This is a genomic window from Novosphingobium sp. FW305-C-111 (assembly GCF_058783565.1).
This window is the reverse complement of sequence record NZ_JBYSYP010000004.1, coordinates 176,150-199,498: the sequence shown is the minus strand read 5'-3', so window position 1 is coordinate 199,498 and position 23,349 is coordinate 176,150. Positions and strand designations below refer to the sequence as shown.

21 protein-coding genes are annotated in these 23,349 nt (G+C 67.4%); 5 read left to right on the top strand and 16 right to left on the bottom strand.

Annotation, left to right across the window (positions count from 1 at the left end):
* Nucleotides 1-56: 56 nt before the first annotated feature.
* The 6 genes from AC3WLD_RS06700 to AC3WLD_RS06675 all read right to left on the bottom strand — a co-directional run bounded on the left by AC3WLD_RS06700 (nt 57) and on the right by AC3WLD_RS06675 (nt 7,309).
* Nucleotides 57-1,952 carry a DUF3604 domain-containing protein gene (locus AC3WLD_RS06700; protein ID WP_492556168.1) on the bottom strand — a complete coding sequence of 632 codons (1,896 nt, stop codon included), beginning with the start codon at nt 1,950-1,952 and terminating at the stop codon, nt 57-59.
* 89 nt (nt 1,953-2,041) lie between these two features.
* Nucleotides 2,042-3,151 (bottom strand): phytoene/squalene synthase family protein, encoded by a 1,110-nt coding sequence (locus AC3WLD_RS06695; protein WP_492556250.1) that lies wholly within the window; start codon nt 3,149-3,151, stop codon nt 2,042-2,044.
* A gap of 94 nt (nt 3,152-3,245) precedes the next feature.
* Entirely contained in the window at nt 3,246-3,827 is a 582-nt protein-coding gene (locus AC3WLD_RS06690; protein WP_492556167.1) for an LOG family protein, read from the bottom strand.
* Nucleotides 3,824-5,314: a phytoene desaturase gene (locus AC3WLD_RS06685; RefSeq protein WP_492556166.1), complete on the bottom strand. Its 1,491-nt coding sequence runs from the start codon at nt 5,312-5,314 to the stop codon at nt 3,824-3,826. Before AC3WLD_RS06685 ends, AC3WLD_RS06690 begins: the two co-directional genes overlap by 4 nt.
* On the bottom strand, nt 5,311-6,504 hold the full coding sequence (gene crtY, locus AC3WLD_RS06680) for a lycopene beta-cyclase CrtY (protein WP_492556165.1): 1,194 nt from the start codon (nt 6,502-6,504) through the stop codon (nt 5,311-5,313). The genes AC3WLD_RS06685 and crtY overlap by 4 nt, the downstream gene beginning before the upstream one ends.
* Before the next feature lie 55 nt (nt 6,505-6,559).
* Nucleotides 6,560-7,309, bottom strand: a complete 750-nt coding sequence (locus AC3WLD_RS06675; RefSeq protein WP_492556164.1) for a DUF2059 domain-containing protein — start codon at nt 7,307-7,309, stop codon at nt 6,560-6,562.
* Nucleotides 7,310-7,388: 79 nt separating this feature from the next.
* Between AC3WLD_RS06675 and AC3WLD_RS06670 the strand changes: the two genes are divergently transcribed.
* Entirely contained in the window at nt 7,389-7,988 is a 600-nt protein-coding gene (locus AC3WLD_RS06670) for a DUF2585 domain-containing protein (protein WP_492556163.1), read from the top strand.
* 31 nt (nt 7,989-8,019) lie between these two features.
* Here the strand turns inward: AC3WLD_RS06670 and AC3WLD_RS06665 are convergent, their stop codons facing one another.
* Together AC3WLD_RS06665 and AC3WLD_RS06660 are read right to left on the bottom strand one after the other, a co-directional pair.
* Nucleotides 8,020-9,507, bottom strand: a complete 1,488-nt coding sequence (locus AC3WLD_RS06665) for a YadA-like family protein (RefSeq protein ID WP_492556162.1) — start codon at nt 9,505-9,507, stop codon at nt 8,020-8,022.
* Nucleotides 9,508-9,529: 22 nt separating this feature from the next.
* Nucleotides 9,530-10,969, bottom strand: coding sequence for a YadA-like family protein (locus AC3WLD_RS06660; RefSeq protein ID WP_492556161.1), 1,440 nt, complete (start codon nt 10,967-10,969; stop codon nt 9,530-9,532).
* Between the two features lie 259 nt (nt 10,970-11,228).
* Here AC3WLD_RS06660 and AC3WLD_RS06655 point away from each other — a divergent pair, with 259 nt between their 5' ends.
* Nucleotides 11,229-12,770 (top strand): flavin-containing monooxygenase, encoded by a 1,542-nt coding sequence (locus tag AC3WLD_RS06655; RefSeq protein ID WP_492556160.1) that lies wholly within the window; start codon nt 11,229-11,231, stop codon nt 12,768-12,770.
* Between the two features lie 15 nt (nt 12,771-12,785).
* Here the strand turns inward: AC3WLD_RS06655 and AC3WLD_RS06650 are convergent, their stop codons facing one another.
* The 5 genes from AC3WLD_RS06650 to AC3WLD_RS06630 form a co-directional block, all read right to left on the bottom strand.
* The gene (locus AC3WLD_RS06650; protein ID WP_492556159.1) at nt 12,786-13,670 is read right to left on the bottom strand and encodes a hypothetical protein; all 885 of its coding nucleotides are present in this window, start codon (nt 13,668-13,670) and stop codon (nt 12,786-12,788) included.
* A 132-nt stretch (nt 13,671-13,802) separates the two neighbouring features.
* Nucleotides 13,803-15,170: a flavin-containing monooxygenase gene (locus tag AC3WLD_RS06645; protein WP_492556158.1), complete on the bottom strand. Its 1,368-nt coding sequence runs from the start codon at nt 15,168-15,170 to the stop codon at nt 13,803-13,805.
* 82 nt (nt 15,171-15,252) lie between these two features.
* Nucleotides 15,253-15,696, bottom strand: a complete 444-nt coding sequence (locus AC3WLD_RS06640; protein WP_492556157.1) for a hypothetical protein — start codon at nt 15,694-15,696, stop codon at nt 15,253-15,255.
* 123 nt (nt 15,697-15,819) lie between these two features.
* The gene (locus AC3WLD_RS06635; protein ID WP_492556156.1) at nt 15,820-17,379 is read right to left on the bottom strand and encodes an AMP-binding protein; all 1,560 of its coding nucleotides are present in this window, start codon (nt 17,377-17,379) and stop codon (nt 15,820-15,822) included.
* 61 nt (nt 17,380-17,440) lie between these two features.
* Nucleotides 17,441-18,013: a TMEM165/GDT1 family protein gene (locus AC3WLD_RS06630; RefSeq protein ID WP_492556155.1), complete on the bottom strand. Its 573-nt coding sequence runs from the start codon at nt 18,011-18,013 to the stop codon at nt 17,441-17,443.
* Between the two features lie 313 nt (nt 18,014-18,326).
* Between AC3WLD_RS06630 and AC3WLD_RS06625 the strand changes: the two genes are divergently transcribed.
* Both AC3WLD_RS06625 and AC3WLD_RS06620 read left to right on the top strand, forming a co-directional pair.
* On the top strand, nt 18,327-19,085 hold the full coding sequence (locus AC3WLD_RS06625) for a hypothetical protein (protein WP_492556154.1): 759 nt from the start codon (nt 18,327-18,329) through the stop codon (nt 19,083-19,085).
* A gap of 59 nt (nt 19,086-19,144) precedes the next feature.
* Nucleotides 19,145-19,750: an SGNH/GDSL hydrolase family protein gene (locus AC3WLD_RS06620; RefSeq protein ID WP_492556153.1), complete on the top strand. Its 606-nt coding sequence runs from the start codon at nt 19,145-19,147 to the stop codon at nt 19,748-19,750.
* A 4-nt stretch (nt 19,751-19,754) separates the two neighbouring features.
* On the opposite strand, the gene AC3WLD_RS06615 is transcribed toward AC3WLD_RS06620, so the two are convergent.
* The 3 genes from AC3WLD_RS06615 to AC3WLD_RS06605 form a co-directional block, all read right to left on the bottom strand.
* Nucleotides 19,755-20,984 carry a cytochrome P450 gene (locus AC3WLD_RS06615; protein ID WP_492556152.1) on the bottom strand — a complete coding sequence of 410 codons (1,230 nt, stop codon included), beginning with the start codon at nt 20,982-20,984 and terminating at the stop codon, nt 19,755-19,757.
* 119 nt (nt 20,985-21,103) lie between these two features.
* Nucleotides 21,104-21,712: a hypothetical protein gene (locus tag AC3WLD_RS06610; protein WP_492556151.1), complete on the bottom strand. Its 609-nt coding sequence runs from the start codon at nt 21,710-21,712 to the stop codon at nt 21,104-21,106.
* A gap of 86 nt (nt 21,713-21,798) precedes the next feature.
* Nucleotides 21,799-22,419 carry an SOS response-associated peptidase family protein gene (locus AC3WLD_RS06605; RefSeq protein ID WP_492556150.1) on the bottom strand — a complete coding sequence of 207 codons (621 nt, stop codon included), beginning with the start codon at nt 22,417-22,419 and terminating at the stop codon, nt 21,799-21,801.
* Nucleotides 22,420-22,494: 75 nt separating this feature from the next.
* Between AC3WLD_RS06605 and AC3WLD_RS06600 the strand changes: the two genes are divergently transcribed.
* Nucleotides 22,495-23,334, top strand: a complete 840-nt coding sequence (locus AC3WLD_RS06600) for an SDR family NAD(P)-dependent oxidoreductase (RefSeq protein WP_492556149.1) — start codon at nt 22,495-22,497, stop codon at nt 23,332-23,334.
* Nucleotides 23,335-23,349: the final 15 nt, after the last annotated feature.

Here is a 23,349-nt window from a genome sequence, read left to right as displayed (position 1 = left end):
TCTGGCGGACCGTTAGCGGCACGAGGTCCCCGCCTGCGCGGGGACGCGGATGCGCTTCACCCCTGCGGCGTATACCAGATCGGCGAAGTGTACGCCCGTTCCTGCGACTTGACCCGCACGTCCGGCGGCAGCTTCAGGCCAAAGCGGACCGCGTCGTAGGCGGGCCAGCTCGGCGTCGGGATCTCCAGCACGCGGACGTAGTAGAACGCCCGCAGCGAGGGATCGAACTCCGGATCGACCCACACCGTCGAGAGCGAGGGCGCGCCGATGGTGTTGGCGTAGGTCGCCTTGGCGACGTCCACCGTATCGCCCACCGGGGCGAGCTTGCCGCCGGTCATCTTGCGGGTGTCCGGGCTCGACCAGACCACGTCGTAGATCTTCTCGTGAAGCTGCCCGCCCTTGTCGACCCAGCCCTTGACCACCTGCACCCGGTCGAGGTTCGCGCCGATCGGGTCCTTGAGGGCGGAGACGATGAAGCTCGGCCGGCCCTGCTTGCCGGTGGCGAGGCTGCCGCCCATCGGCACGCCGCGGGCATAGCCGGCCTTGACCCAATCGCCCGCAAGGTCATTGGCGGTGAAGTCCCACCCGCCGAACACGCGCACGGTCATCCGCGGCCCGGTGGTGGCATAGACCTCGCGCCGCATCATCGCATCGAAGATGGCGCTGCGCGTGTTGGCGGTCGCCCAGACGCCGGCATAGCCGCCCGCGAGGTAGTGCCAGCCGAACCGGCCCTTGCGGGTGCCGAGATTCTGCTCGGCGGTCGCGCGGATCGCGCTGGGTTCGTTTCCGGCATGCTTGCCGAAGAAGTTGCTCTCGTCCCCGGTGGACAGCGACGTGTGGCTGTCGGTCGAGCCGATGAGGCCGAACTTGTAGGGATTCACCCCGGTCTGCTGCTCGATCAGCAGACCGCGCTTCAGCGCCTCGCGCACGTATTCGGCGGCGAACATCGACGGGACCTTGGGTTCGGTCATCATCAGGTTCGACAGTTCCCAGCCCTGCACGCCATAGCCCGCGAACTCGTCGTTGGGGGACAGGAACGGATGCGCTTCGCTGTCGCCCTTGATCTGGGTGATCTCGACCAGCGGTTCGTGCGCGGCGCGGCGGCGGGCGTAGTCCGCGCTCATGGGCTGGCCCGAAGGCTCGGTCATCATGAACATCAGGCCGTTGGACACGTTCGAGTTGTGCGGGATCGCCAGCACCTTGCCGCCGGTGCTTTTCTCGTAGGCGTCCATGTAGTCCCACAGCTTTTCGGGCGTGGTCTGGGTCTGCGGGTCGAGCGGGACGACGCTCTTCACCTTCTGCCACCCGTCGCGGAAGATCACGTTGCGGTGAAGGTTGTTGCCGCCTTGCATCAGAGTGTATTCGAAGCCCAGGAAGGCGGTGAACTTGCCCGGCTCGTTATAGCGCTCGACCGCGCGGGCGTTGTCCTCCCAGACAGACTTCGTGCGCTCCTCGGCCTGCTTGGGATCGGTGATGTCGGCGGGCAGGTTGCCCTTGGCGCGAGCGTCGAGCATCTCGGCGGTGGCGCGCTGTGAGCCTTCCGGCCCTTCGTGCATCATGTCATGCCAGCGCTTGAGGGTGGGGTCGCGGATCAGGATCCCGGGCGCATCATAAAGCGCGCGGGTCGCGCCGAGGGCCTCGCCGTGGTCGGTGATGACCAGAAAGTCGAGCGGGCGCTCCAGCTTGGCTTTCTGGCCCGTCGAGGAGGTCACTTCCTCGCCGCGGGCGAAGCGCAGCGCTTCCTCGGGTCCGAGCCGGTTGCCGAATGCGAAGGCATCGACCGAGTTGGCCGTGTGAAGGTGCGTGTCGCCCCAGAACACCCGTTCGGGATACTGGGCCTGTGCGACCTGGCTTTCGTCCCTGGTCTCGATCGAGCCCTTGAACTTGCTGCATCCCGAAATCGCAAGCGCCATCAGGCCGACGCCGATCGCCGTGCGTACCGTCTTCTTCATGTTCCCCGCCCTCTCCCAAAAAGGCAGGTCCATTGATGCAAGTTATCCGGCGCTTGTCCAGCCTTACTTGCACGAATGTCAGTGAAGGGTCAGGCGAAGTCCCGCCGGGTGAAGCGGCGGCCTTTGGCGAGGGCCTCGCTGTCGGCGGGCGCAGCGCGCAGCGCCGCCCAGCCGGCCTTGCCGATCCAGCCGAGCTTGGCGCGGCCCGGCACGACCGCGCGGTGGTCCCAGGCGTGCTCGCCGGCCGCTTCGACCATCCGCGCGATCTGGCCATAGATCCCCGCCGCCGCCAGCACCGCCCAGCGCTGGCGCGGGGCAAGCCGGGCCGCGCCGATTCGGGCCGAGGCTTCGTGGGCGCGGGTTATCTCGCCCATCCTCGCGACCATCCCGACGATCGCCTTGCGGTGGTTCGGCTTCATCTGCTCGCCCGGCGGAATATCGGCCTCGACCAGCCATTCGAGCGGCAGGTAGCAGCGCCCGGCGGCGTCGTCCTCGCACAGGTCGCGGGCGATGTTGGCCAGCTGGAACGCGAAACCCAGGTCGGCGGCGCGGTCCAGCGTGTCCTCGTCGTCGGGCGACACGCCCATGACCACCGCCATCATCACGCCCACCGCGCCGGCGACGTGCCAGCAATATTGCATGAGGTCGCGCTCCGAGCGGGGCTCCCACCCGGCGGTGTCGAGCGCGAACCCGGCGATCACCGCTTCGGCCATCGCGGGCGTCAGGCCGGTCTCCCGCGCGACGACGCCGAGCGCGTCAAACGCGAAGTCGCCGGTGGGCTTGCCGGCGAAGGCGAGCAGCGTACGTTCGCGGATCAGGGCGAGGCGGGCTTCCGGATTTCCCACTTTACCCGTCCGTGCTGAGCCTGTCGAAGCACCGCCCATTTCTTCACCGCCGGCGCTGCGATCCGAAAGGGAAGGACTGTCCTTCGACGAGCTCAGGACGGACGGAACTGAGGGCAGCGCGGTGACGCCCAGCGCCCCGCCATGGTCCTGCGCATCGGCGAGGTCATCGCAGGCGCGGCACCAGGCGTAGAGCATCCACACCCGCTCGCGGGTAGTGCGGTCGAACAGCAGGCTGGCGGCGGCAAAGCTTTTGGAACCCTTGCGGATCGATTGGCGGGCCGCCGAGACGAGCTCGGCTCGGCTGAACTCCCCTCCCGCTTGCGGGGAGCCGAAGGCGTTCGCGCCAGCGAACAGCGGGCGGGGGTGGGCCTGTTCTGCAGAGGACGGAGGCTCCCGGCCCACCCCTAGTCCCTCCCGCTTGCGGGAGGGGGACTGCGGTGTACTCCCCTCACAAATCCTCCGCCTTCATCGCGAAGATCGGGGTGTGCGGCTCGTGCGCAGCCATGCGTTCGAGCAGCAGGTCGAGATCATGCTCGGCCAGGATGATCCCTGCATGTGCCTCGCGGATGAAGCCGACCTCGATCATGTGGCGGTTGAAGGCGATCAGCTGGTCATAGAACCCGAATGCGTTGAGCAGGCCGACCGGCTTGGCATGGTAGCCGAGCTGCGCCCAGCTGACCGCCTCCCACAGCTCGTCCATCGTGCCGACCCCGCCGGGAATGGTGAGGAACCCGTCCGAGAGGTCGGTGAAGGCCTGCTTTCGCTGGTGCATGTTGGCGACGACGTGGAGCTCGGTGCAGTCGTGGTTGGCGACCTCGCCGCTCACCAGCGCTTCCGGGATCACGCCCACGACTTCGCCGCCAGCCTCGAGCGCGCCCGACGCAACCGCGCCCATCAGCCCGAGCCGCCCGCCGCCATAGACGACCCCGATCCCGCGCTCGGCCAGTGTGCGCCCGACCGTCCGGGCCAGCTCGACATAGCGTCCGTCGGCCGGCGAGGCGGAGCCGCAGTATACGGCGAGGCGTTTCACGCGAGATCCTCCAGCATCAGCCCAGCCGTCGCCTTGGCGCTGCCGACCACGCCCGGAATCCCCGCGCCCGGATGCGTGCCCGCGCCGACGAGGTAGAAATTCCGGATGGCATCGTCGCGGTTGTGCCCGCGGAACCACGCGCTCTGCGTCAGGATCGGCTCGAGGCTGAACGCGGACCCCAGGTGCGCGTTGAGGTCGCGGCCGAAATCGGCGGGCGAGTAGTGGAACTTGGTAACGATCCGCGAGTGAATGTCGGGGATCAGCCGCCGCCCGACCTCGTCGAGGATGCGCTTTTCCAGCACCGGGCCGACCTCGGCCCAGTCGATCGGCAGCTTGCCCTGGTTGGCCACCGGGATCAGCGCATAAAACGTGCTCTTGCCCTCGGGCGCCATTGACGGGTCTGTGACAGTCGGGTGGTGCAGATAGATCGAGAAGTCCTGCGGCAGCACTCCGTGGCGATAGATGTCGTCGAGCAGCCCTTTGTAGCGCGGGCCGAACAGGATCATGTGGTGGGGAATGCCCGGCCAGGTGCCTTCCACCCCGAAATGGACGACGAACAGGCTGGGCGAAAACCGCTTGCGCTTGAGGCTGGCGGCATAGCGCTTGCCGCGCGGGTTGTCGGCCAGCAGGTCGCGGTAGGAATGCATGATGTCGGCGTTGGAGGCGACCGCGTCGAAGTTCGCGCTCCACCCGCTCTTGCACTCGACGCCGGTCGCGCGGTCACCCAGCGACGCGACGCGGGTGACAGGGTCGCCCAGCCGGACGGTCCCGCCGATCCGCTCGAACTGGCGGACCATGGCGGCGATCAGGCGGTTGGTGCCGCCCTTTGCCCACCACACCCCGCCGTCTTTTTCCAGCTTGTGGATCAGGGCGTAGATCGCGCTGGTGCTCATCGGGTTGCCGCCGACCAGCAGGGTGTGGAAGCTCAGCGCCTCGCGCAGTTTCTCGCTCTCGATGTACTTCGAGACCATCGAATAGACCGACCGCCACGCCTGGTACTTGGCGAGGGCGGGCGCGGCCTTGATCATGCTGGCGAAGTCGAGGAACGGCTTGTGGCCGAGCTTGACGTAGCCTTCCTCATAGACCCCGGCCGAATACTCGACGAATTCGTCATACCCGGCGACGTCGCGCGGGTTGAGCTTGGCGATCTCGGCGCGGAGCGAGGCGTCGTCGTTCGAATAGTCGAAGTTCGTCCCGTCGGGCCAGTTGAGCCGGTAGAACGGCATCACGGGCATCAGCTCGATATCGTCGGCCATGGTGTGGCCGGTGAGCTGCCACAGTTCTTCAAGGCACGGCGGATCGGTCACGACGGTCGGCCCGGCGTCGAAGGTGAAGCCGTCCTTCTCCCAGAAGTACCCGCGCCCGCCGGGCTTGTCGCGGCCCTCGACCAGCGTGGTCTGCACGCCGCCGGCCTGCAGCCGGATCGCCAGCGCCAGCCCGCCGAAGCCCGCGCCGATCACGCAGGCGGTCTTTGCCGCCGCGCTCACTTGCGAGTTCCTGCAAGGTTCAATGGCTGCAACGTGGTCATCTTCGTAATCACCTTCAGCGCCTCGCCCACCGGGACGGGCGGCTTGCCCGAGAGTATCCGCAGCTTGTCCAGTCCGCTCGAGCGGCCGGCATAGAAGCGTTCGATCAGCTTGCGGTCCAGCTTGTAGAACCGCTGCAGCACCTTGTACCGGTCGATCGGCGCACCGGCGCCGAACAGCATCGCCGACAGCGTGCGATAGAATCCGCCCTTGCGCCAATGCTCGCGCGCGCGGCGCTCGGTCAGCGCGGCGAGGTGCGCACCGTCCAGATCGGCGTGCCTGGCGATGGCGAGGGCAAAGCGCACTGCATCGGGCAGCGAATAGCTGGTCAGCGGCTGGAACAGCCCGGCGCGCGTGCCGACCCGGGCCATCGCACCGCCGGTCGAGCGCCAGAACGCCTCGAAATCCCCGCCGGCGACGACCGGGAGCACGCCGGTTTCTTCATGGACCACTTCACCCTCGTACCAGCCGTGGGCGGCGGCATACGCCTCGATCCGCGCGCCCAGCACGGCCGGGTCGAGCGTCGCGCTGTCGGAATAATAGGTGTCCTCGATGAACAGCTCGGTTTCGGTGAACGGCAGGCAATAGACAAAGCGGTAGCCGTCAAGCTGGTCGACGGTCGCGTCCATCACGATCGGACGGTCGAGGCCGTGGGGCGCGGGCAGGCGCAGCGTGCGGCCCATGAACTTCTGCCACCCGCCGGTCAGGTGGCCGAGGTTGCGGATCCCGCGCGCGTCGATCACGCTCTTCGCCTCGATGCGGGTGCCGTCGCCCAGCGTCGCGGCATTGGCGCTGCAGGCGAGCACCTTGGTCCCGGTGAGGATCGCGTCGGCCGGCAGCGCGGCGCGCAGGGCGGCGTCGAAGCGGGCGGAGGTGATCGAGTAATACGCTGTCTTCAGCCGCCGCTCGTATTCGGGAAAGCGCACCTCGTAATCGGGCCACGCGGCCGCGACCATGGAGCCGAGCAATTCGCGCCCCGCCTTGCCGACGTCGCTGCCGAAAAACGACCAGACGTGGTTGCCGCCCAGCGTCTCGCCCTGCTCGACCAGCAGCAGGCGCAGGTCCGGCCGGGCGCGGGCGACGGCCAGCGCGGTCAGCCCGCCGGCCAGCCCGCCGCCAAGGATCGCAATGTCGCACGCCCGAACGCTCATGGCCGCCGCTTTAGCGGATGGGCCGGGGAGGGCAACCGGTTGCGGGTGGAACTGGTCAGGGCGCGGTCGCTGCGGAGCCGCCCTTGCCGACGTACTTGTTGAAGATCGGGTAGAGCACTTCGGCCATTTCCGCCTCGAGTTCGGGCGAAGGGGGCGCGTTTTCGACCACGGCACGGGCTGCGGCAAGCTCGGGCAGCAAGGTCCGGTACTTCAACGCGGCCGGGGTCATGGCAAAGGCGATCACCTTCGACCGGTCCTCTTTCGATAGGTCGGCCATGGCTCCCATTCCTGCGGCCATCATGTCGTCCGAAATGGCCTTCTTGCCGATGCTGCCGCCCTCGATGACGTCGGCGACGGTCTTCTGGGGATTGTAGTTCGCGAGCGCGGCGGACATCAGCCGAACGCCGAGCGGCGATCCATAGAAGGTGCCGAGTTCTTGCGCCTCGTCCCGGGTCAGGCCCTTGATGAGGATCGGCATCATCGCCTCGCGCAAGGCCGGTCGCGTATCGTCGGCAATCTTGCGCACAATGGGCAAAAGTCCGTCACGCATTTCCTGGCGCATGGACGGGTTGGCGCGCATTGCATCCTCAATCGGGGGCAGCGCCTTGCCCAGCCCGTCGATGATCGCATCGAGCGTATTGTCCGCAGCAATGTCCCGCTGCGCTTGCGAGCCTTCGAGCGCGGCGAACAGCCTGTCGTAAGCCGGATCGACGGCGGGCGCGGCAATCGCCGCAGGGGCAGCGGCAACCACGGCTGCGGGGGCGAGAGCGAGAGCGGCAAGAGCCAGCCGGAGCGAACGTATCATCCCACTACCCTACCCAAACCCTCCGCTTCGGCCAAGCATGGCCTTGGCAATCGCCTCCATTATGGGCAACCCTTGCGCCATGGACGCCCGCACCCGCAGCCTTACTCCCGACCGCACCGGCTGGATCGCCGCGCTCGCGGTGCTCGCCCTCACGGTCGCGATCCTCTTCGCGATGGATCGCCCGCCGATCTGCGCCTGCGGCACGGTTAAGCTGTGGTGGGGCGTCGTCGAATCAAGCGAGAACAGCCAGCACATCGCCGACTGGTACTCGTTCTCCCATGTCATCCACGGCCTGCTGTTCTACGGCGCCGCGCATCTGCTGTGGCGGCGCTGGGGGCTGTTCAAGGGCGCGCCCGCACGCGGGGCGCTGGCGATCGCGGTCGCCATCGAGGGCTCATGGGAGCTGCTGGAAAACTCGCCGATCATCATCGACCGCTACCGTGCGGTGACGATCAGCTGGGGTTACTCGGGCGACTCCATCCTCAACTCCGCCGCGGACATCGGCTGGATGATGGCCGGTTTCTTCCTTGCAGCGCGCCTGCCGGTGTGGGCCAGCGTCACCATGGCCATCGCCTTCGAGCTGTTCACCCTCGTGATGATCCGCGACAACCTGGCGCTCAACGTGCTGATGCTCGCCTGGCCGCTGGAGTCGATCCGGCAGTGGCAGGCGGGCGGGTAGGGGCGACCGACCAGCCGCCGCCCCGCACCGTTCAGAACGCGAACGTGAAGCCGGCCCGGACCGAAGTACCGCCGCCCTCGAACCCGGTCGCGACGCCGGCGTTGAATGCGACATTGTCGCTCACCAGCGTGGCTAGCTGCAGCGCGCCCGCGCTTTCGCCGTCATAGGTCCCGAAATTGGCGGAGACGTTGTAGCGCATCCCCGGCAGGAACACCGAGCCGCTCATGGCGACGGCCATCGCGGTCGAGCGCGCCAGCCGCCGGTCGAGGAAGCCGACCTGCGCTTCCAGCGCATCGATCTGCGAACCCAGCGCGGTAACCTGGCTGTTCAGCGCGAGGTCCGACGCCAGCCGCGCCGACGACTCGTTGACCAGCGCCTGGCTGAGCGCCGCACGCGCGGTTTCCTCCGCCAGGATGCGCTGCTCGATCTGGGCGTCGACGGCCGCGCGGGCCTGCGCCTCAGCGGCGAGGTCGGTGCGGATCGCGGTGTCTTCGGCCGCGCGCTGCGCCGCCTCGGTCTGGATCGAGGCGAGCACCACCGCGTCGGCCGCCACCCGGGCGGACGCTTCGGCATCGAGCTGGCCCTTGTTGATCCCGTCTGTCGCGGTCGTTCCGTCGGCAACGCCGGTGACCTTGCTGCCGTTCATCTCGATACCCTCGGTCACTTCAAGCCGCGGGGCGATCAGGCCAGTTCCGTCGAGCTGCGTGAGCAACGTCGCGGCGATGTCGTACTGCAGGCCGAAGTTGGAGACGACGCCATAGCCGAACCCGTTCGACGACGGATAGGGCGTCACCAGCGGGCCCACGAGGAACGTCGCCGTGCCCGAAATCGAGCCGAACTGGATCGGGCCGCCCACGCTGGTGTAGTTGAACCGGCCGGTCAACGCAGTCGCATTGTTGACGATGGCCGACGGGTCCACGCTGCGAAATGCGTACCCGAAGGTGTCCAGCCCGGTGTTGGTGAAGCCGCCGCTGTTGTTGACCGTGATCGCACGGACCTGAAGGTCGGACGAGGTGATAGCTCCGAAATAGGCCCACTGGCCATCGGTCGGGAAGGCACTGGTCGGCGTTGCCTTGGGCAACCGGGCGGAACGCGTTGCAACATAGCTGCCGGCCACTTCCACCACCGGCGCATTGGCTGGATCGAAGGCTAGCGTCGCGTCGCGCGGAACCGGCAGGCTGGCCGGACTTTGCAGCTGTACCGGGTTACCATCGACCTGAAGGCGACCGTCGAAGGTCACGTTGTAGGTTGCGACGACCCGATCCTGGGTGGCGCTGACGGAACTGCGGGTGACGTCGGTCAGCGTGACTTGGCGTGTTCCGTCCACCGTGCAGTTCGGCACGACCGGAACCGGGTTGGGCTGGAAGTCCAAAAAGGTGCAGTTTGCGTCGTTCAGCGGCGTGACGATTGTCGCAGGGTCGATGGGCTGGGCTGCCGATGGAGTCGCGCCAAGCACCAGCGCGGCTAGCGCGGACGAAGCGGCCAGGGTCGGCACGACCCTTTTCGAGACGTGGTTCATACGTGTTCTCCCGGTCTCGCGCTTACCAGCCGAAGGTGAAGCCGACGCGGCCGGCGGTCTTGCCCGATTTGGTGAAGCCCTTGGCGACACCGGCATTGACCGCGACATGATCGGAAACGAGCGCGCCGATCTGGAGCGAACCTGCCTGCTCGCCGCCATAGGTGCCGACGTTGCCGGTCAGGTTGAACTTCATGTCGGGGAGGAAGGCGGACCCGCCCATCGCGACCGCAACCGCGGTCGAGCCGTCGATCTTGTTCTCGATCTTGCCGACGCGCGCCTCGAGCGCCCCCACGCGGGTGCCGAGTCCGTTGATGCTGGTGGTCAGCGCGTTGTCCGCCGCGATCCGGGCGGCGGTTTCTGCCGAGATGCTGGTGGCAAGGGAGGCGCGGGCGGCTTCCTCGGTAGCAATCCGCTGGTTCAGCTGCAGGTCGGCGTTGGCGCGGGTGGTGGCCTCGGTGGTCAGCGCCGTGCGGATCGCGGTGTCTTCGCTCGCCCGCAAGCCGGCTTCGGTCGTCACGGTGGCTTGCAGCGCGGCGTCGCCGGCAATCCGGGCGTTGGCCTCGGCATCCAGCTGTCCCCTGTTGACCGCGTCGGTGGCGGCGGTGCCGTCGGCGAGGCCGGTGATCTTGCTGCCGTTGAGCTCGATCCCGTCGGTCACCGTGACGGTCGGGGTGACGAGGCCGGTTTCGTCGAGGCGGGTGGTGACGGTCTCGGTCGTGTTGATGGACAGGACGAGCGGCGCGACTGCAGCTGAGGTGCCGAGGTATTCAGCGAAGGGAACCGGACCCGTCGTCCCCGATACCGAGGCCCGGCCGGTGATCGTGCCGAATTCGATGGCGGTGCCGGTGCGGGTGAAGCTGCCGGTCAGTGCGGTTCCGTTGTCGGTGATCGCGGTCCCGTCTATCGTCGTCAGGGTGTACCGTCCGATGTCCCCATTGGCATACTCGAACTCGGAAATGTCGTAGTTCACGTCGAGCTGTGAGAGCGCCAGGCTCGAATGGCTGTAGGACATGCCGGGGTTGGCAACGAGCGCGGGTGGCCCGCCGAACGGGACCGTTCGCGCGTTGATCGTTTCTAGATAGCTCGTCGAGCCGCGTACGTTGACGGCGCCAGAGCTGTTTTGCGACTGGAGCAACGCTGCGGACAGGAACGGGTTCGTCGACGAACTCGTCACGATTCCGCCGACGTAAAGGCGTCCATCGTATGAGATCTGGCGCTGACCAATGAACGTTGAGGTGCCGTCGCCGTTCGGAGTGCTGGTAATCGGGGTTACGACGGTGACTGCCGTCGTACCGTCGGCAGGAGCCGGGCAAGCGAAGCCGAACGTCGGCGTGCAGGTCGGGGTCAGGGGCAGCAGCGGCGGAGCAGCGGATTGCGCGGCGGAAATGTTGGCCCAGCTGGCCGAAATCAGCGCGCACGAAACCAATGCCGCGCGGCGCGCGGCGAAAGAACCTTTCACCATCTGGAATACCCCTGTTCGAATCAGCGAGAATCGCTGCCCCTTCAAAAGGATAAGTCGAGTCTGGTGGGAGTTTCCAGTCGATTTCCATGGGATGACCCGTTTTGGAGAAGACTCGGGGCAGCACGCTGCTTGACAGTCCGCGACAGCGTGTATTCCGGTCGGTATAATTCGCTTGATCCCGGTCAACGACAGGATCATTCTGCCTCCATAACGAATGCGACGATCGGCCGGCAAAGGCCGCGGGCAAGGAGAGAGGCGAATGGCTTCAGCCGCAGTGGCCGAAAAGGCCGGGACCACCACGCATGTCGACGTGATCATCGTCGGGGCCGGGATCTCCGGCGTCGGTTCGGCCTATCATCTGCAGGACCAGTGCCCGGACAAGAGCTACCTGATCCTCGAGGGCAAGGACACGTTCGGCGGAACCTGGGAGACGCACAAGTATCCGGGCGTCCGCTCCGACTCCGATCTTTACACTTTCGGCTACCGGTTCAAGCCGTGGGTCGGTGCCCCCATCGCCAGCGCCGGGGAAATCCTGCGCTATATGGACGAGGTGATCGAGGAGAACGGCATCGGCGAGCATATCCGCTATGGCCACTGGATCACCGGCTGCGCCTTCTCCCGAGCGGACAACCTCTGGACCGTCACCGCGAAGCGCAAGGCCGACGGGCAGGAAGTGACCTTCACCTGCAACTTCCTGTGGATGTGCCAGGGTTATTACGACCACGAGACCCCCTACATGCCCGACTGGCCGGGGATGGCGGACTACAAGGGGATGCTGATCCACGCCCAGAAGTGGGATCCGTCGATCGATTATACAGGCAAGAAGGTGCTGGTGATCGGCTCGGGCGCGACGGCTGCCACCGTGGTCCCGGCCTTTGCCGAAAAGGCCGCGCACGTGACCATGCTGCAGCGTTCGCCGACCTACTTCTTCTGCTCGGAGAACAAGAACGAGCTGGCTGACCGCCTGCGCGAGGTGGGGATCGACGAGCCCACCATCCACCGCGTCGTCCGCGCCCAGATCATGTACGACCAGGACGTCCTCACTCGCCGCTGCATCGAGGAGCCCGACGCGGTGTTCGAGGATCTCAAGGCGCTCGTCCGCGCCTTCACCGGTAAGGATGACTTCGAATTCGCGCCGCATTTCACGCCGAAGTACCGTCCGTGGCAGCAACGGCTGGCGTTCTGCCCCGAAGGCGACATCTTCCGCGCGGCGGTTGCGGGCAAGCTGACCGTGGTGACCGACACCATCGACCGCTTCACCGAAAAAGGCGTTCGCACCAGCTCCGGCGAGGAGATCGAGGCGGATATCGTCGTCGCCTGCACCGGGTTCAACCTGCTGATGATGGGCGGCATCCCGTTTACCGTCGACGGCGAGAAGGTCGAGTGGAACGAGACCGTCAACTACCGCGGGATGATGTTCACCGGCGTGCCAAACATGGTCTGGGTCATGGGCTATTTCCGCGCGAGCTGGACCCTGCGCGTCGACATGCTCGGCGATTTCGTCTGCGACCTGCTCAAGCACATGGACGAACAGGGCGCGCACCGCGTCGAGGTGGTCCTGCGGCCGGAGGACGAGGGCATGGCCCTGCTGCCGTGGATCGAGAACGACAATTTCAACCCCGGCTACATAGTGCGCGGGCTGGATCAGATGCCCCGGCGCGGCGACAAGCCCGAATGGCGGCACAACCAGGACTACTGGCTGGAGCGCGAGCAGATCCCCGCGATCGACCTCGACGGTGCGGAGTTCCTCTACGACAGCGTGCGGGCCAGCGCGAAGGCGAAGGAGCCGGTGGCGGCCTGAAGGGGCGCCCGCGCCCTACTTGTGCACCAGTCCCTCCGCCGCGACCAGCAGGTCGGTCAGGCGGTGGTATTCGGCGAACGCACCGCGCCGCCAAGGATCGCGCAGCACCGTCAGGCGGGCGGCGCGCAGGTCGGCGGCGGGGCGGGCGGCGTCCGCGCTTAGCACGGTCATGGCATCGGGCCCGTGGCGGAGCAGGTCGCGGGCATAGGCGCGCGCCTTCTTCCGGCGCTTGCCGTCGGCGGCGTAGCGTTCGAGCGCGGCGTGCCCTTCCGGCGTCGCGGTCATCCACAGCGCTTCGGCGAGGAGGCCGATCTCGCGGTCTTTCTTCGCCTTGTCCAGCCTCACGATCAGGTCCGCCGCCACGGTCCGCTCGTCGAGCCCGAACAGCGACCAGACCAGCGCCTCGAGCGGGCTTGGCCGGAACGCGCCCATGTTGAGGTCGACCGGCACAGTCGGATCCTCCCAGCCCACCCACCGCCAGGCCATGGGCCGGGTGTCGAGACCCGCGGCGGAATAGCGGTTGAGCGCGACCAGCCAGCCGCTCGGCTGGATGCCGTCGGGCGAGATCGTGCGGAGGAGGGACAGCCCCAGCGCGAGGTCTTCGGGCGTGCGCGACAGTTCGGTCAGCAGCTCGGCCCCGTCGAAGCGGAAGAACTCGGACGCATCGGGCCGTTGCAGTTCGGCGCGGAGCAGCGGCAGGCGCACAGCCTTGTCCGCCGCGACCCATGCCCAGAACGCGTCGAGCCTCACCGACTGCGCTTCCAGTCCCGCGCCCTTCAGGGACGAGCGCTTGAAGGCGTAGGCCTTCTCGACCTCGGCGTGGAATGCGGCGGCATCCTGCCCCAGTGCGGGCGCGGGCAGCAGCAGAGCCGCGCAAAGGACGAGTATTTTCAGGCGCATGGCTGCGGGAAAAGGCGTGGCAACGCCCGGCAAGTCAAGCCCGAATTCGACGATGGCGCGCGCGGTCGCCCCCGTCGGCGCAGCCGGATGCTGCGGCATTCCCATCGACCGTCGTCGCCGTACAGGCGTTCATTACGCGGCCACCTCCGTTACCCCGCGCGCCGGGACCGGCAGGGCGTGGCCCTTCGCCGCCGCGCGCTTCGCACCCTTCGCCAGTTCCTTCCTCAGCGCACGGACATAATGGTCGAAGTCCAGCTGGATGGTGTGACGCCGGGCCTGATAGTAGCCGCCGGTGTAGTAGTGCTCGTCCTCGCGGATGATCCGGTGCATCTCGGCCGGCGGGGGCGGGGCGTATTGCCCGGCCAGATATCCGGCAACCAGCTTGGACTGCTGCTCGGCGAAGTTCACCAGCGTCGGCAGCGGCTGGGCGAGGCCGACATAGAACAGGTCCGGCACCTCGGGTTTCATGATCCGCTTGTAGAGCGGCGGCGGGCGGTTGTCGGCGTCGGCCTGGAATGCGGGATCGTCGAAGAACGGGAAGCGGATGTCGTATCCGGTCGCCCACACGATGACGTCGATCTGTTCGCGGCTGCCGTCTGTGAATACCACCCTGTCGCCGTCGAGCCGGTCGATTCCCGGCTTCATCGTCAGGTCGCCCGATCCGGCGCGGAGCAGGAATTCACCCGAGACGGTGCCGTGGCTTTCGAACGGGCCGATGTCGGGTTCGGGCAGGCCATAGTCGCTCATCCGCCCGACGAGGCCCTTGATGATCCGCCCGCCCAGCCATTGCCGCATGGCCTTGGGCATCCATGCCGGGGCGGGGTTCTTGTCGATGGGCTGGCCCTTGTAATACTTCGGGAAGATCCACACCCCGCGGCGGGTCGAGACGAACAGCTTCTCGGCGATCGGGCGCTGGGACAGCTCGGAGGCGATGTCCATTGCGCTGTTGCCCATGCCGACCACCAGCACCCGCTTGCCGACGCAGTCTACCGGCTCGAACGGGCTGCGGTAGCGGTGCGAATGGAGCTGCTCCCCTGCGAAGCTGCCCGGGTATTCGGGAATCCGGGCAGCCCAGTGGTGCCCGTTGGCAACGACCAGCGCGTCGTAGGGCAGGGTGCGCCCGTCCGACAACGTGATCTCCCAACCGCCGCCGTCCTGCCGACGCGCCTTCTCCACCCGGGTGTTGAAGGTGATGTGCTCGCGGATCCCGAAGTGATCCACATAATCGTGGAAATACTGAAGCAGCTGGGCGTGGTGCGGATAGTCCGGCCATTCCGCCGGAACCGGATAATCCTCGAAAGCCAGCCGCCATTTCGAGGTGTCGATGTGCAGGCTCTTGTAGCAGGCCGACATGCCGTTGGGATTGCCGAAGTACCAGTTGCCGCCGATGTCATCCGAGGCTTCGAAGCTATCGAAAGGTATGCCGAAATCCTTCAGCCGCTTGGCGGTGGTGAAGCCGGAACAGCCGGCACCGATGATGCACACGCGGGGCAGGATCATGACTCGGTCTCTCCTTCGGCCTCTGGCGGGCCTACCGGAGAGTATGTTGTCGCGCGGGCAGGTTGTCCAGTCGGCTTGTCTGCTAATACTGCTGGTCTTGAAGCGGTACGCCCGGCGTCCGCATCCCCGACAACGGGGTCAGGTTCATCGACAGCAGGTAGCCTTGCATCTTCTCGTAGGCGTCCGGGGTCAGGTCGACGAACACGCGGCGGCCGTCGGTCTTGTCGCAATCGCGGCAGACCAAGCCGGCATCGACCAGCTTCTGCAACCAGCGATTGGCGGTGGCGTGCGGCGCGCCCGAACCCAGGCACGCGTCGGACACGGTCACGCGCCGGGCGCGGTGCCGGGCGACGTAGAGATCGAGCATGATATTCCAGCCGGCCTCGGCGAACAGGTCTCCGGCGAAGAACTGGGCGCGCCGGGCGCGTTCGGCGAGCAGGCGGCGCGCCAGGTCGGCCAGTGCGGACCCCAGTGCATCGGAACTGTCGATTTCGTTCGAATTGGCCGCTGCACTCGATTGCGTCATTTGCCAAACCCCGCAGCGAGCGCCGCCCGCATTCGATCAACCTGCCATAGGCTGTACCGTCCGAATCCCTATCGTTTGTTAGGGTGGTCCGGCCGGACAAGCAAGTGACATGGAGTCAATGATCTAACGATGCTCGCCGCGTCGTGCGGCCTCGTCGCGCAGGGCCGTTTTGAGGATCTTGTTGGCCCCGCTCAGCGGCATCGCCTCGCGGATCTCGAGCGCGCGCGGGCACTTGTAATGGGCCAGGCGGTCGCGGCAGTGGGCGATCAGCTCGGCCGGGGTGACGCTTGCTCCCGGCTTCAGGGTCACCGCGGCATTGACCGCTTCGGTCCAGCGCGGGTCGGGCACCCCGAACACCGCGCACTGCGAGACCGCGGGATGCAGCGAGAGGACGTTCTCGACCTCCTGCGACCAGACGTTCTCCCCGCCGGTGATGATCATGTCCTTCAGCCGGTCGACGACGTAGAGGTAGCCCTCCGCGTCGAAATAACCGATGTCGCCGGTGTGCATCCATCCGCCGCGCAGGGCCTCCGCGGTCAGGTCGGGCCGGTTCCAGTAACCGAGCATGACCATCGGCCCGCGTGCGACAATCTCGCCCGCCTGGCCTTGTGGCAGCGGCTGGTCATCCGGACCGACCACGCGTACTTCGGCGAGCATCGACGGCTGCCCGGCCGAACGCTGGACCCCGCTGGGGCGGCGATGCGGGAGATGGTCCTCAGGCCCCAGCAGCGTCACCACCGGTGACAGCTCGGTCATCCCGTAAGCCTGCGCGAAGCGCACGTTCGGCAATGCGGCCATCATCTCGTCGAGGATCGCCTCGGGCATCGAGGACGAGCCGTAGGAGACGACGTCGAGCGAGGACAGGTTCGTGGTTCCCAGCGAAGGTTCGTCGAGCATGGCCCGGAACATCGTCGAGACGAACGTTCCATGGGTGATCCCGGTGCGGGCGATCTCGGCGATCACCTCGCTGGCAATGAAGCGCGGCAGGACGACGTGGGTGCCGCCGACCCAGGTCGTGGTCCACACCCGAGCCGAGGAGGCGACGTGGAACAGCGGACCGTGGTGGAGATGGACGGTTCGTTCGGAAAAGTTGAGCGGGCCGGCCGTCTGCAGGGTGTTGGCGGCGATGTTGGCGTGACTGAGCATCACGCCCTTCGCTGCGCTCGTGGTCCCGCTGGTGTAGAGCAGGCAGGCGAGATCGTCGCCTCCCCGGCCTGCATCCTCCCGCGGCGCGGCGGCGGCTATCTCCGCCTCCCAGTCGCGCAGCCCCGACGGCGGCACCCCATCGGCGGAGAAGAACGTCGCGCGCACCGGGGCGATTTCGGCGAAGCGCGCGGCATAGTCCGTGAACCCCTCGCCGAGAAGGACGATCTCCGGCGCGCAGTCGGCGGTCTGGGCGAGCAGTTCGACCTCGCTGAGCCGATGGTTGATCGGCACGATCACCCCGCCGGCGCGGACCGCCGCGTAGAACGCCTCGAGCGAGCGGTGGCTGTTGAGCGACAGGAGCACCACGCGCCCGCCCTCGCTCAACCCCGCGGCACGAAACGCCCCGGCGAGCCGCGCCACCCGGTCCTCGAACGTCCGCCAGGTAAAGCGCTTCTCGCCATCGATCACGGCCACGCCCGACCCGCGGAGATGAACCGCGCGGGCGAGGCTCTGGCGGATGCTCGGGTGCTTGGTCACGGCGGTCCTACTCCGGGGTATGGCTATCCCCCGCAGCGTCTGACGCGGAATGATCGCTGCGTCAAACGAGGCCGGCGAGCTGCGCCAGCAGCCACAGCCCGATCACGAGGAACAGCAGGGCGGCAATCGTCCGGACGGTCTTGAGCGGCACCCGTTCGACGATCGCATGGCCGAGGAACACCGCCGGCACATTGGCGATCATCATGCCGAGCGTGGTCCCGGCCATCACCGCCAGCACCGACTGGAACTGCGCCCCCAGCGCGATCGTCGCGACCTGGGTCTTGTCGCCCATTTCGACGAGGAAGAACGCGATCAGCGTGGTGACGAATGCGCCGAACCGGGCGGGCTTGGGCGCATCGTCGTCGTCGAGCTTGTCGGGGATCAACGTCCACGCCGCCATCGCGACGAACGAGACGGCCACGGCCAGGCGGAACCACAGGCCGTCGAGCAGGTGCGCGACCTGTTGCCCAACCAGCGCGGCAAGGAAATGGTTGGCGAGCGTCGCAAACAGGATGCCGGCGACGATCGCCCACGGCTTGCGGAAACGGGTCGCGAGAACGATCGCCAGGAGCTGGGTCTTGTCGCCGATCTCGGCAAGCGCGACCACCGCGGTCGAGGTGAGCAGGGCGTTCATCAGATACCTTTCGGGGCCGGGCGCGAGACTAGCAACGGCATCGCGCATCCCGCCCGGCCAGGCGGAGGCGCCATGCCATTGGTCTCGCCGTGACGGTCTCCGCTGCCGGTTCCCGTCCCCCGAGCGCCACGGCCTCTCGACCGAGTGTGTTGACGCAAGGGCCCGCGCGAGTGAGGCGCGGCTGGCTACTCCCCAGATGACGGGGATGCGGTAGCGGGGTGAGCGGGGCGAGGCAAGAGCTGAAACTCGGGCCGACCTCCGGGCACTTGCCGGGGATTTTGAATTGGGCGGCGGTATCCCCTATGCAGCGGCCATGACCCTTCTGCGCCTCTTCCCGTTGCTCGTCGCGCTGGCGGTGCCGCAGGCCGTGCGCGCCTCGGACTTCAGTGCAATGGCGGAGCCGGGGTTCGCCCGCTGGGCGTTCCTTTCGCCCGAGCGCCAGCTCGATATCCTGTGCGTCCACTACACGCACTTCGCCGGCGGCGCCCATCGCGGCGTGACCATGGCCGAGGCGCAGCTCCTGCGCAGCGCGGTGACCAAGCGCCTCGCGAGCGAGCTCGGCAGCCGGAAGTGGGCCATCAAGGCGCTGGAGCCGCGCGAGCGCTACGATGGCCGTGAACCGGACGCCGATTACGCCGACATGGCAGGCATCTGCGCCGTCCATCTCGCGGCGCTGCGGGACGGGACCATCGAGGCGAAGCTCGCCCCGCTCGGCGGCGATCCGATCGCGCTGCCCGATCTCGACACCTGCCTCGCCTATGACCTGCTGGCCCGGCGGAGCGATCCGCCGATCCGCGACAGCATGTTCAACGACCGCGAATTGCGCGACCGTTTGCTCGGCGTCACCGATGACGAGCGCACAGCCCGCGTCGCCCGCGCCGAAGCCATCGCCGCGGCGATGCCGCCGCTCGACCGCCGCCGGCTGGAAATGATCGTCTCGATCGGCTGCATCCAGGCGATCATCGCGGCGAATCCGTACGAAACGGAACTGGACGACGCGCCCGAGGAGCCGGAAACGGCGACGGTCGATGGCGATCCCGTGCCCGGCGGGGGGCCATCAGGCGGAATGTGACCGCATAAGCGTTCCCGCGTATCGGAACCGCTCTTATCCAACGATAGTTAAGAGCAGCGATGCGGCTGCTCGGCTTTGTCCTGACCCTGCTCCTGCTTTCGGTCGGTGCGTTCGTCGCCGGGCGGGAAAGCGCGCCCGGTGCGGCCGAGACCTACATCCCGCGCCGCGCCTGGATCATCGAGGAAAGCGCGAAACGCACCCCGCCGGGCGCGGTGCTGCTGGTCGGCGACAGCCTGACCGAGCGGTCCGGGGTGACGAGCCTGTGCGGCCAGCCGGTGTTCAACGCGGGGATCTCCTCGGCGACGCTGCACGATCTTTCGGCAATGGCCTTGCGCCTGAAGGGCGAGCTGGCGCCCGCGCGGGTGTTCCTGGCGATCGGCACCAACGATGCGCGGCTCGGCACCGATCCCGCCGCGTTCGAGCGCGAATACCGCGCGCTCGTTGCCGGCTTTGCGCCGTTGCCCGTCGTGGTGGTGCCGATCCCGGCGGTCGGGCAGGGCGCGGTTGTCTCACCTCAGGCCGTTGCCGAACTGAACCGCCGGATCGAGCGCATCCCCGCTACGCGTCACCTGGCCCCGTTTGCAGTGCCGACGGTAGACGGCGTCCACCCGACGGTCGCGGGCGCGGCGCAGTGGCGCGAGCACGTCGCCGGCGGCTGCGCCTGACGCGTCAGGCGATCCGCACCGGCATCGCCGTGAACCCGTGCAGGAACGGACTGGCGAGGCGCGTCGGCTTCCCCTGCGGTTCGATCCGCCAGCCGCGCTCGACAATCTCCTCGATCAGCGTGGCGACCTGGACTTCGGCCAGCCGGGCACCGACGCAGCGGTGGATGCCGTGGCCGAACGAAAGGTGGCGGCGGGCGTTCTCGCGGGTGACGTCGAAGCATTCCGCGTCCTTGAACACGGCTTCGTCGCGGCTCGCGGAGATGTACCACATCACGATCTTCTCGCCGGCCTTCAGCTCCTGCCCGCCGAGCACCGCATCGCGGGTCAGGCTGCGGCGCATGTGGGTGACCGGCGATTGCCAGCGAATGATCTCCTGCGCTGCGTTGGGGATCAGCGAGCGGTCGGCGCGCAGCTTGTCGAGCTCGTCCGGATAGCGGTCCAGCGCCTCGACCAGGCCCGACATCGAGTTGCGGGTGGTGTCGTTGCCACCGACGATCAGCAGCGCGATGTTGGCGATGCGTTCGGGCGGGCTCAGGTTGCCCATCGCGTCGGAATGGACCATCCGGCTGAGCAGGTCGTCGCTTGGCGGCAGGCCGCGGCGGGCCTCCAGCTCGCGGTCGAAGCGCATCAGCATCTGGGTCATCTGGACCATGAACTCGGCGCGATAGGTGTCGGTCAGCGAGTCTTCCGAAACCCCGCTCGCCCAGTCCGACCAGCGCTTGATGTCCTGCCATTCGGCGAAGGGCATGTCGAACAGGATGCAGAGCATCCCGATGGTCTGGGGGATCGAGACGCGCTCGACCCAGTCGAAGGTCTCGCCCCGGGGCAGGCCGTCGAGCAGCTTCTTCGTGCTTTCCCTCACCAGCGCGTCGAGCTTGACCATCTGGCTGGGGTTGAAGGCGGGCGCGATGACCTTGCGCTGCGCGGTGTGGATCGGCGGGTCCTGCGCGATGAAGTTGGGAAACTCGGTCTCGTTGACCGAATCCGCGATGGTGATGTTCCCGCGCTGCCACGACGAGGAGTAGGTTTCCGGATCGAGCTCGACCTGCTGGATCAGGTCGTGCGTGACCACCGACCAATACCCGCCGAACGGGCTTTCCGGGCACCACGAAACCGGCATGTTGGCGCGCAGCCAGGCGAACGGTTCGCGCCACTTGTCCTCGACGTAAAGCTCGTTGCGGCTGACGTCATAGGGGCTGATCGCCCGCTCGCGCGCGAGGTCCACGGTTGCCATCGGCATGCTCTCCGGTCATCTTATTCCGGACGGTATAACACGGTGAGACCGGCGTGTCATGGGCGCAGTGGTGCGAATTGAATACGACGCAGGCACCTGCTTTGTGCACATGCTTCCGCTTAGCAAGGCCTTAGCGTCGCCTCCGAGGCGGTCGCGGCCTTGGCGATCCCGCGCGCATAAAGCGGGCCGAATCCGTCCACCGGCACGCGCAAGTAAATCCGCCGTGTGTCCTGCACGCTCGTCAGGCGGGCGACGAAATGGATATAGGGCGGCGCGGCGTCGGGCAGGTCAAAGAAGTCCGCGTCGAGCGGCCGTCCGAAGGTGTCGCCCGGCCGCTGCCGGAACATGCCGCGCATCGTGTTCTGCGGCGGCGTGACCCGGTCGAACAGGAACTCGCCCGAGGGGATTACCGCGCCCCCGGTCTCGAGGGCAATCGCGCCGGAGCCGTCGCGGATCGAGGCGCGGAAGAAGTTCTTGCCCTGGATCCGGTTGGGCGTGCCATTGGCCGCCACGTCCTGCCGCAGCACGAGTTCGGTCGTGCCGGTGATGCGCCAGCCGGCAGGCGGGGGCGGAATCGTCCGCGGCGGCGCGGGATCGGCCTCCAGTGCCCGTGCCAGGATGACCTGCCCCTTGGTGAACTGGCAGGACCACGAAGAGGGTTTGGGCTTTGCGACTGCAGGGACTGACGCAAGCGCTGCCGAGGCCGCCAGCATGATCAGTGCGCGCATTTAAGACCTCCTGACTTGTTGGCCGATTGTGCCGCACGATCCGAGCGGAGGGAACCAGCATTGGGACCATTGCGGTTGGGGCGTTCTCATTGCTCCCGCATCGCGCTCGATGAATATGGCTGGAGCAGCCGCGCCGCATCCTTCCACTCGCCATGCAGCCAGCAATCCCAGGCAGCGCGATCATCGGGCAGGATCGCCGGCATCGCGTCGCGCCCGGCGTGGCGGAGGAGGGCGTTGGGCTCGGTGGTGAGCAGCGCGAAGCTCGGTACCTCGCTGTCCTTCCACACGCCGGCCACGGCGAACAGTGGCTGGTCGGCACAGGCGAAACAGTGGCGGCGGCGCTTGCCTTCGGCGTCGCTGCCCGCGCCCCATTCGAGGAACGCGGCCATCGGGACGAGGCAGCGGAACTCGGCATTGCGGAGATTGCCGATCCAGAACGGGCTGTCGGGGTTGCGCACGGTCAGCACGCCGCCGCGCGGGGTTTCGCCGGCCGAAGGGGGAGGGGGCACGCCCCATTGCCGCGGGACCAGCCGCAAGGGCCCGCGCCCCGGCCTCGGCCCTGCCACGAACTCGCGCCCGGCGGTGAGCACCGGAGCGAACGCGCCGGCGGAAACCGGTCCGCCGGGCCACGGGTCATTCCCCGCGACCAGTCCGAACCGGGCGGCGACGCCCGCGGCGGCAACATCGAGGCGGTAGATCACGGGCACCCTTACGCCATTTGCCGAGCGCGCCCCGCTTGTCCACACTGCCTCGTCAACAGAATCGTTCGAGAGGTCCCAGCCATGCCGATCCACCCCGCTATCCTCCCCGGCAACGTCGCGGTCATCACCGGCGGCGCGAACGGGATCGGTCTCGCCGTCGCGCGCAAGCTCGCGGCGCTCGGCATGAAGGTCGCCATCGCTGATTTCGACGGCGGCCAGCTCGAGGCTGTTGCGGGCGAGTTCGGAACCGACGCGATCCTCGTGCAGACCGACGTCGCCAGCCGCGAATCCGTCGCCGCGCTGGCGGAACGGGTGGCAAGCGAACTGGGCCCGGTCTCACTGCTGATGAACAACGCCGCGATCGGCGCGGGCGGCGATATCCTTGCCGACCCGGCCGGGTGGGACCGCTTGCTGGCGGTCAACCTGCACGGCGTGATCCATGGCCTCCAGGCGTTCCTGCCGGGCATGATCGACGGCGGACAGGCGGGTCTCGTCATCAACACCGGGTCGAAGCAGGGCATTACCCAGCCGCCGGGCAACACCGCCTACAACGTCGCCAAGTCGGGGGTAAAGTCGGTCACCGAAGGGCTCGCCCACACCCTGCGCGAGAAGACTGGGGAGAGGATCACCGCGCACCTTCTGATCCCCGGCTTTACCTACACCGGCATGATGACGCGTCACTTCATGGAGAAGCCGGCCGCCGCGTGGACGACCGAGCAGGTGGCCCAGACGATGCTCGACGGAATTGCCCGCGGCGACTTCTACCTGTGGTGTCTCGACAACGAGACCGACCTTGAGACCGACCGCAAGCGCGTGCTGTGGAACGCGCAGGACATTACCGAGAACCGCCCCGCGCTGTCGCGCTGGCATCCCGAGTGGAAGGCGAAATTCGCCGAATGGGTCGCGGCCGACATCGGCTGAAAACCCCGCAGGCTG